Origin of the sequence: Loktanella sp. DJP18 (assembly GCF_049310965.1) — a bacterium.
Taxonomy (GTDB): domain Bacteria; phylum Pseudomonadota; class Alphaproteobacteria; order Rhodobacterales; family Rhodobacteraceae; genus Loktanella.
Genome location: NZ_JBMERN010000132.1, coordinates 1 through 9617, shown reverse-complemented (window position 1 = coordinate 9617; position 9617 = coordinate 1). Strand labels below are relative to the sequence as shown.

Below are 9617 nucleotides of genomic sequence, written 5' to 3'. Positions count from 1 at the left end.
GGCCGGAGACCGGCTGTTCACCTTCACGCGTCTGGACCCGTCGCAGTGGAAATCTGCACGCACCAAAAATGCCATCGAACGCTTGAACGAGGAATTCCGCCGTCGCATCAAGACCCAGACCGTGCTGCCCTGCGCCGAAACGGTGCCAATGCTTCTCTGGGCACTGATGGCATCGGGCCAGATCCAGATGCGAAAAATCGATGGCTGGGAAACCTTGGCTCAGCCCATCGCCCCGATCAGGGGTAGATTCCGGTAGGGAGCAGGATCGTAGCACAAGAAAATTCGAAATCTGCGTACCAGTTGAACCTGTTGGATTTCTCGGTCTTTAACCCCCTGTTTTTCCTAAAGCGAATTCTGTCCCAAACAATCACTCCACCAGATGGGACGCGCGACGGACCATTAATCCCAACGTCTATTCCGAACGGAATTGGGTGCGGTGCGACGCTCAGAGGCCCTTCACGGGCTGCTTTACGAGAAAAACCGGGCCGACGCGGGAGAGTTGAAAGCTGGGCAGGGCATTGTGAGGCTAATGATACGATCCTGCCCCCTACAGGAATCTACCCCTATGATCCGGCTGGAAGGTTTCCTGACAGACGATCAACGTGCCGCTCTTTGAATATCGCCGACAAATGCCCAGTCTAAAGGACCCTGCACGGGCGGACATCGATCCAGGTCGAACTTGAAGCTCCGATGCCCCACCGTATTACATGAGAAAGTCGGCCAAACCAATGCCGAAACATCACTATGATAAGAACGGCCACCACAGCACGGAGTTCGCGCTGCACCAACCAAATTGGCGGTGCAGCGCGATTCCAGACGGATCTAATGTTCTGCCTGCGCAATCTGATAGCCAAAGATATTATGAATATCGCTGGTTCACAGAAGGTATAACTGCAATTTGTTTGCAGAAGCTAATAGCTAAACACGCGAACGCATGGGGAAACACATCAGCCGTCAAGCATCGCGACGACTTCGTTCGTGGTCCAGAGTGCGTTTGCCATATACCGAAAATTGATGAGTGCAGCGAGATAGCCATCGCCCTCGGGCAGCATGGCTGCAGCCGTGCCATCGGAAACAACTGCCACTTCGAAGCCCTGCTCAAGGAGTTCTCGCATGTGGCTTTCGGTGCATAAATTGGCAGACATACCAGCAAGAATAACCTGATCCACACCGGCCTTGCGCAGCTGCAGCGCGAGGTCATTAGTTTCAGGGCCATATACCTTGTGCGGTGAACACTGAATGGTCTTACCGTCATGAATATACTGTTTGTATTGCGGCATGTAATCGGCGCCAGATCCATCGAAGCCTTCAAGGCTCAGTGGTCCTGGACGATCAAACATTCCGACATTATGCATCAGCTTTTCCAGCGCACCCTCGAATTTCCAACCGTGATCGGTCGGGTAGTAGTAGTGTGGTGAGACGGCGACGGTGATATCTGCTTTCTTGGCGGCCTTGAATAGGCGTTCAATATTGGCAACGGTGTTGTTCCGAGTGACACTTTCACCAACCGCACCCCATACGACCCCATCCGGCGACAGAAAGTCGACTTGCGGATCCGTGACGACAAGCGCGGCGCGGGACAGGTCCAATTTCATGTCGCTTGGCGGCAGGAATGGTTCAGATGGGGGCGCGTAAGGATTATCTTGCGCTGTTGCGCTGCTGGCGGCTAGGGTTCCGGCCGTGGCAAGCGCGACAGTGCCGGTCAGGGCTTGGCGGCGGGTTAATTTGGGGTCGTGATCGTGGGTATGTCCATTGCACATGGTCATGTCCTCTTGTGAATTTCGAATTTGATCGCCTTCTTCAGATAGAACCATGGATGTGCCTTTGCGTCCCAGATACGTGTCATATGTCGTTATTTAGGTGCCTTTCACGTTTATCTGTAGAAAGCTGACGTCATGACTTGTGACATCGAACACGATCATATCCTGAATGAGCTGGAGATCACCGCTGAGCCTTTTGCCGTCTGCGCACTCGAAGGGGTATGCAGTCTCAGTCTGGGCCGAGTGCCAAACGCAACACTGCATTATGTGTTGGGTGGGCAAGGTGAGGTGCGGCTGCAGGGACAGGTGCCCTTGCCGCTTTCACCGGGGCGGCTGGTATTGGTGCCCGCGGCGATGAGCCACAGCCTTCGCAACCACGGTGGTGGGCAGGTTGGGTTATCAACGTGCCGACCGGCGACCCTTGATCTGGCGGAGCACGTCGCCCGGGGTGAAGCTGGCGGCAACATGGTCGTGCTCTGTGCGACGATATCGCTCAGACTGCGGGCGACGCTTGGCCTGATTGATCTCTTGCGTGTGCCATTGAGTCTGGATGTGGCCAGTGCGCCAGTCGCTGCGCAGGCAATGGCAGCTCTTATAGTTGAGATGGGCACGACACGGGCTGGCGGACGCGCAATGGTGCGGGCGCTTTTGTTGCAATGCATAATCGAGATGCTGCGCAAAAAGCTGGAAGCACGCGATCCGGCCGTCGCATGGGTGGCGGGGCTGGCCGATCCGAGCCTTTGGCGAGCATTACGTGCGATGCTCGATGATCCAGCGGCACCGCACGGAATCGATAGCCTTGCCGAGGTAGCGGGTATGAGCCGATCCCGATTTGCCGAGCGGTTTCAGACCACCTATGGGCAAGGCGCAATCGGGTTTTTGCGCGAACTGCGTATGGCGCGCGCAGCACAGATGTTGAGCGAGGGGCGCGAGCCGGTCAAGCGGGTGGCTCAGATGGTGGGATTTTCCAGCCGCAGTGCCTTTACCCGCGCATTCGTTGAGGCTTGGGGACAATCGCCGTCCGCCTTTAGAGAGCGCTGAGTTTAATTTGTGTCAAGCCTATGCCTTTAGTATCCCTCTTCCGCCGTGGTGTGCATACGTCCCCTCATTTAAACTGATGCATCAAACGTGCGTTTGATGGACAGATGCGAAGGTAGTCCGAAAACTCCCTCGTGGTGGGCAGTTGGACAACTTGATTTTCGGACGGGTTTGCGGACAGATGGGTCTATTGGAGGCCCATCATGAGTCCACGCAAATCCGAAGGAAGATCCTGGCAACCAATGGATACGCTCGGGTTTCGACCTCTAGGCCGGACCTTGCCCTTCAGCTCGACGCATTCAATGCCGCCGGGACTTCCTGCTAGGAAGCGAACTTTGCAAACTGAGCATTTCTCGACCGGAATAAGTGCCTTTGCGAACATGACGACTGGAACGATGCAAAGATTACAGAACGATCACGCAACCTGTTTGAGAGTACCAAAAATCTGGACACACCAATCGCCAAAAGTTAAGGCCCACGTGTCGTTCTGTTTTTTTATTGGGCAGGAACGACTTACCCTATGAAAGCTCTTCCAAGATTGGCACTGTCTTCATATGGGTCTCTAAGGCTGATCGGACTTCATCACTCATCGGCAAGTTTGCCGCTTCTTCATGCCAATGCTCCCGAAAAAGCTGCACGGTCTCTTTAGCAGCATTGATCGCCATCGTTTTCGGTATGGCAGCTTTCACCGCGAGATGCGTCAGTTCATCCACTGAGAACGCCGAGAACACTTTGGCGCGGCTGATCTTCATGTTGGTCGCATCGCCTGGAATGTAGGGGATGGTCGCCACAAAATCATAAGCAGGTGCCAGCGATACATACCGCCTGTCCGGATAGATCAACGACCAGTTCTTCATGTGCATATCAGCGTTGCCGATCAGCATGTTGAAGGTCAGACGCCGGATATATTCGATGATGTCGGCATCATTACCTTCGGCGGCGATCACCTGAGCGATGTTCCGGAATGTGCCATTGCCGTACTTGTCCTCAGGATAAAGCCCATAGACCTGTGCGAAATCCTCGATATGCACGTGCGATCCGTCGGATAGCCGATCAAAGCGCTCAATCACAAATGCATGGCTTCCGATCTTATCGATGCCTTCGGGCAGGTTCTTGATTGCATTGATGCTGACCAGATCAATGGCAGGCACGTTCATTCCGATAAGGCTGGCCAGCTTCATCATCGAGAATTCATTTTCAGGGACGCCTGAGAATTCGCGGGAGGGTAGCTTGATGATCCAAGACCCTCCGACGCCAGATGCGGGGACGGTCAGTCCGCCGCTTGCTTCCATTACGGCCGAAAACTTGAGCTGAACACCTGCCAGCGAGAAGCGTAGCGCGTTTTCGCGCTGATCGTCGCCATGTTTATCGGCGCCGTCTGCAGCATCAGGCGGCCAGGGTTCACCATCGGAAGGCGTTATCGTTATCGCGCCTGGCAGGTCATGGCCGAGTGCCCAGAGTAGATAGAATTCACGTTCGGGATTCACGCCCGCCTGTTCGGCCAGGTATTTGCGCAGATGGCCTTCCGGTAGAAGGTTTGAGAAGAAAGGCATGACGCGCTTCTGATAGGGTCTAAAGTCCGTATAAAGCTCCCCAAATTCATCCTTGAAGGCGAGGCCGAGGGTCGGCCTGTCAGGATCTTCGATGTACTTGTCGGTGAAGGCAAAGATGGTGCGATCGCCGCCGAGATTGGTGAGCGTGCCGATCGGCTCGCCATACAAGTTCACGTTGAGAACGGAGACACTACTCATCGTTGTCTCCATCAAGGCGATAGGCAGGACGCGGCAAGCGCGCGGGATCCTCGTCACCCATGCCGTGAGCAAGCGTGTTCCGGAAACTATTCATCTGCCTTGACGCGTCTTGCAGCGCTGCAACGCCACCCGCGCCATCCACGACTTTGAGCGCTTCACGGATGCTGCGCAATGTGTCGGTGTTCCGAATCAAGTTCCCGAACTGTCGCATCTCCCGAAACTGCCGCTGCAGGTTTTCGAAAGCGGGACTATCTATCTTGAGCGACTTGATGTGCTCAAGCTGCTTGGCAAGCTGGGCAAACTCTTTGCGTGCTTCCGGCGTGGCCTTCGGCGGGTCGCTTACGCTACGGGTGATCGTCCTGACAGCGGGTACCGCCTTGCGCGGCACCAGCGCCAGCTCCAAACCGAGGGCGTTGGCGATGGCGGTCAGGCTTGAGACGGTGAGGTTGACTGCGCCGCTCTCGATCTTGGAGATGTGCGACTGGGGCACGCCTGCACGGGCGCTTAGCGCACGCTGGCTAAGTCCCTTTTTCTCGCGCGCAGCCTTCAGTGTCGCCGCCAGTTTTTCACTCTCATAGCTCATCTTGATATAATCCTGCGCATCAAGCAAAGCGCTTGATCTGTTTTGATATATCATTTGAAATGCGGACTTTCAAGATGCGATCTACTTAACTATATATTCGCCATACTAATATATATTTCTATAGATCGAGTTATGATAAGACATCTCCGAGATTGATCAGGGAAGGCGAAGAGTCGGACCTTTCGGATATGGCCTAGCTGGCCCGAAGCTGCTTATTTGGGCTCCAGTTAGAACGAATAAAGAACAAAGCTTTGGTTGACGGTCTGTACTGACGCTGGATGATACTACCGTCTGGAGGGATCATGACAGAGCAGGCATTCGCCTCGGTATGGGGGCTTTCATATGCGGATTTCGAGTTTCTGAGTCGGTTTGGGGCGAAGTCTCAGGTCATGCTTGCGTGCCAACTTCTTTTCGTGCGTCGGCACGGCAGATTTCCCGAAGGTCGCAGCGAACTTGATCCGGATGTTATCGAATACGTTGCGGACCAAATTGGCGTGGCCGACGATCCGACCTACTCCTTTTCCAGCGACACAGCCCGTCGCCAGCGTGGGGATGTTCTCGACTTCCTTGGAATACGCCGGGGATCAGAACGAGACCGCGTCGAACTTCAGTCGTGGATGGTTGCGCATCTCGGCGGACGCGATCTGCCCCTTTCTGATTGGGTTTCACGCGGCTACGAGCAGGCGCTTCGAATGGGTGTGTTTGTTCCATCAGACAAGATCATGGAACGCCTGGCCCGCGCTGCCCGCCGAAATTTTCGCGATGACTTTCTGACGTTGGTGGCCTCCCGGCTGCCGTCCGAGACCGCCAGGCAGCTGGAATTGGCTCTCTCGGAGCCTTTGGCGGGAACTGGGCTTCAGCGTCTGAAAGACGATGTTGGGGCCGCATCGTTGGACAGCGTCCTCCTGGCCGCCCGCAGGGTTTCCTTTATTGAGGGTCTCGACCTTGCCCTGGAGAGCCTTGCTGCTGTTGATCGCGGATGGGTGGCCCGTCTCGCGCGTCAGGTGGAAGGCGAAACGGCGTCCGAGATGCGCCGGCACGCGCGCGACCGACGGCTTGGGCTGCTGGCCATCTATTTGATGCACCGTAAGTCACAGCTGATCGACGGGTTGATTGATCTGCTGTTGGAGGTCGTCCACCGCTTGGGAACGCGATCGCGGCGCAAGGTCATTCAGGGCATTGCTGCTGATATTGGTGCCGTCCATGGGAAGGAGAGATTGCTTGTGGATATAGCCACGGCGGCTTTGGACCAACCTGACGGTCGTATCGAAGAGGTCATCTTTCCCATCGCCGGAGCTGCTAAACTACGGGCAGTCATCGAAGAGCATCGTGCCAAGGGGGCGCTGGATACGCGTATTCAGCAGGTCATGCGCAGCTCCTATGCCAGCCACTACCGTCGTATGCTTCCCCCTTTGCTGGCCGCGTTGAAATTTCGGTCGAACAACGCGATGTGGCGCCCGATACTGACCGCTTTGGATCAAATTGTCCGGTTTGCGGCGGCAGGCCGCCGGGTGGTTCCAGAAGATAACATCCCTTCTGGGCTCATCCCCGCAAAATGGCGCAATGCCGTCATGGGTGAGAGTGGCCGGGTTAATGTCATCACCCTTGAGCTCTGTGTGCTGACGCAGCTTCGAGAACGCATTCGCGCCAAGGAGATCTGGGTTGAAGGCGCAGATCGCTACCGCAATCCGGATGATGACCTACCTGTAGATTTCGCGGAACGGCGAGATGCCTATTACGCGGATCTGAGGCTGCCGCAGGATTCCAAGAGCTTCGTAGCACGCGTGAAGGCTGATCTGGAGCAGGAACTTTTCCTGCTGAATGCGACGTTGCCTGACAATGACAAGGTGCGCCTGCGGTGGAGTGGGGAGAACCGGATTTCAGTTACGCCGCTGACACCGGTTCCTGAGCCGCCCGGCCTGGCTGCGCTGAAAAGCGAAGTCGCTCGGGCCTGGCCCATGACGGGGTTGCTGGATGTCCTGAAGGAAACAGCGCTGGATACCGGGTTCCTGAACAGCTTTCAAACCTCGGCCAGCCGGGAGGCATTGCCTTCAGGTCTTCGGAATCAACGCTTGCTGCTGTGCCTCTATGGATTAGGCACTAACGCGGGCCTGAAACGGGTGGCATCAGGCTCGTCCGATGTCAGCTATGATGAACTCTTGCACATACGGAGGCGGTATATTGATCCGGCCTCCTTGAAAGCGGCTTGCGCGCAGGTTGCCAATGCGACGCTTGCAATCCGTAACCCAGAGGTCTGGGGCACGCCGGGGACGACCTGTGCCGGAGATTCCACCAAGTTCGGAGCTTGGGATCGTAACCTGATGACCGAATGGCACGCGCGCTATGGCGGGCGGGGTGTCATGATCTACTGGCATGTCGAGCGCCAAGCGACCTGCATCTATTCGCAACTGAAGCGCTGTTCGTCCTCTGAAGTCGCAGCCATGATCGAAGGCGTCCTGCGGCATTGCACGGACATGGAAATCCAGAGACAGTATGTCGACAGCCATGGCCAAAGCGCAGTCGGCTTTGCCTTCTGCCACCTTCTGGGCTTCGAGCTTGCACCGCGCCTCAAGGCCATCGCGCGACAGAAACTGGCCCTTCCGAGTACGGGTATGCGGGCGCAACTGCCCAATCTGTTGCCAATCCTGTCAGGCGTCGTTGATTGGGATGAGATCGAGCGTCAGTATGACGAAATGGTCAAATACGCTGCGGCCATGCAACACGGGACGGCTGATCCTGAGGCTATCCTGCGCCGGTTTGCCCGCTCCGACGTGATGCACCCCACCTACAAGGCGCTGGCGGAGCTTGGCCGCGCCATCAAGACGATTTTTCTATGCCGGTATCTGCGCTCAGAGACGTTCCGCCGGGAAATCCACGAAGGTCTGAGTGTCGTGGAAAACTGGAACAGCGCCAACAGCTTTGTCTTCTTTGGCAAGGGCGGCGAAATCGCGACCAACCGCGTGCGGGATCAGGAGACAGCCGCTCATGCTCTGCATTTGCTGCAATCGTCGCTGGTCTACGTGAATACGCGGATGGTTCATCCCCGCTGCTACGACCGTGAGGACATGGTCTTCGATCCAGTGCATTACCTTCCGCTGATCGAGCGTAAGATCAACGCCCTGGATCAGGCGGCGCCCTTGGCTGAATGGGACCTGCCGCCCGAGTTCGCGACCCTGCGCCGCCTGATGGAAGCGCGGATGATCAAGGCCGGACGCCGGGAGTATGTTCAGGTGCTGCGCCTGCTCGAAACCTTCGAAATCGACGATCTCCATGCGGCGGTAAAGAAGGCACTGCAATTGGGGGCGGTCGGCTTCGATGCCGTCAAGCACCTCGTCCTTTGCCACGTCGAGAAACGGCCGCCGAAGCTGGATCTCGATGTCTACCCATACCTGCCGCGGGCGAACGTCGAAACCACGTCCGCGGCCAGCTATATGACCCTGATGTCGGAGAATGCAGCATGACCGTGGCCCCGAAGATACTGCTCGCGGATCATCTCAAGACGCTGAAGCTGCCCACCTTCCTGCGGGAATACGAGAAGCTCGCCCGCCAATGCGCCGCCGAGGGACTGGATCATGTCCAGTTCCTGGCGCGTCTGGTCGAACTCGAGTTGATCGACCGCGAGCGGCGGATGATCGAGCGTCGGATCAAGGCTGCAAAGTTCCCGGCCACCAAGAGCCTGGACAGCTTCGACTTCAAGGCGATCCCCAAGCTCAACAAGATGCAGGTGCTGGAATTGGCCCGCTGCGAATGGATCGAGCGGCGCGAGAACGTCATCGCCCTCGGCCCCAGCGGAACCGGCAAGACCCATGTTGCCTTGGGTCTCGGGCTGGCCGCCTGCCAGAAGGGCATGTCGGTCAGCTTCACCACCGCCGCGACGCTGGTCAACGAGATGATGGAGGCGCGCGATGAACGCCGGCTGCTGCGCCTGCAAAAGCAGCTGGCCGCCGTCAAGCTGCTCATCATCGACGAACTGGGCTTCGTGCCACTGTCCAAGACCGGCGCCGAACTCTTGTTCGAGCTGGTCTCGCAGCGCTATGAGCGCGGTTCAACGATGATCACCAGCAACCTGCCATTCGACGAATGGACCGAAACCTTCGGCACCGAACGCCTGACCGGCGCACTACTCGACCGGCTGACCCACCACGTCAACATCCTCGAGATGAATGGCGACAGCTATCGGCTCGGCCAAAGCCGAGCCCGCAAGGCCGAAGCCAGCACCCGATCACCCGTCGCAGGATTGGCCCTGCGGGCCAATGCGCCATGGCACGCGCCAGCTATCTGGCGAGCGCGCGCGCCATGGCGCTTGGCACCCCGACACTGGCCTGGTTTTGCGCCGCCGCGTGGCCGGATTTGTCTCCGCCGTTGACAATCCGTTGGCCAAACTACGAATCTCTGCTTAGACGTGTGCCTAGCGAAGGCGCTTTTGGACGGAGCCGAGACTGCCAAGGTGTCGCGCTTCAGCTCGTCACGCTCCGCCGATTGATC

6 protein-coding genes and 2 pseudogenes are annotated in these 9617 nt (G+C 57.1%); 5 read left to right on the top strand and 3 right to left on the bottom strand.

All coding sequences use genetic code 11. The annotated features are described in order from the left end of the window. Positions 1–256: transposase (locus ACOI1H_RS21365; RefSeq protein WP_422440014.1), on the top strand; the 256-nt coding region annotated here is incomplete at its 5' end. A gap of 691 nt (positions 257–947) precedes the next feature. On the opposite strand, the gene ACOI1H_RS21360 is transcribed toward ACOI1H_RS21365, so the two are convergent. Beyond that, positions 948–1814, bottom strand: coding sequence for a cysteine hydrolase (locus ACOI1H_RS21360; protein ID WP_422440013.1), 867 nt, complete (start codon positions 1812–1814; stop codon positions 948–950). An 81-nt stretch (positions 1815–1895) separates the two neighbouring features. On the opposite strand from ACOI1H_RS21360, the gene ACOI1H_RS21355 reads away from it, so the two are divergent. Beyond that, complete coding sequence (locus tag ACOI1H_RS21355) at positions 1896–2801, top strand: AraC family transcriptional regulator (protein ID WP_422440011.1); 906 nt, start codon at positions 1896–1898, stop codon at positions 2799–2801. 515 nt (positions 2802–3316) lie between these two features. Here the strand turns inward: ACOI1H_RS21355 and ACOI1H_RS21350 are convergent. Together ACOI1H_RS21350 and ACOI1H_RS21345 are read right to left on the bottom strand one after the other, a co-directional pair. Beyond that, positions 3317–4549, bottom strand: coding sequence for a type II toxin-antitoxin system HipA family toxin (locus ACOI1H_RS21350; RefSeq protein ID WP_422440010.1), 1233 nt, complete (start codon positions 4547–4549; stop codon positions 3317–3319). Next, positions 4542–5132: a helix-turn-helix domain-containing protein gene (locus tag ACOI1H_RS21345; protein WP_422440008.1), complete on the bottom strand. Its 591-nt coding sequence runs from the start codon at positions 5130–5132 to the stop codon at positions 4542–4544. Before ACOI1H_RS21345 ends, ACOI1H_RS21350 begins: the two co-directional genes overlap by 8 nt. 302 nt (positions 5133–5434) lie before the next feature. On the opposite strand from ACOI1H_RS21345, the pseudogene ACOI1H_RS21340 reads away from it, so the two are divergent. The 3 genes and pseudogenes from ACOI1H_RS21340 to istB all read left to right on the top strand — a co-directional run. After that, positions 5435–8170, top strand: a pseudogene (locus ACOI1H_RS21340) (Tn3 family transposase); the annotation flags it as partial. Further along, positions 8171–8593: pseudogene (locus tag ACOI1H_RS21335) on the top strand (IS21 family transposase); the annotation flags it as partial. Next, positions 8590–9498: an IS21-like element helper ATPase IstB gene (gene istB, locus ACOI1H_RS21330; RefSeq protein WP_422440007.1), complete on the top strand. Its 909-nt coding sequence runs from the start codon at positions 8590–8592 to the stop codon at positions 9496–9498. The pseudogene ACOI1H_RS21335 and the gene istB, both read left to right, overlap by 4 nt. The last annotated feature ends 119 nt before the right edge of the window (positions 9499–9617 follow it).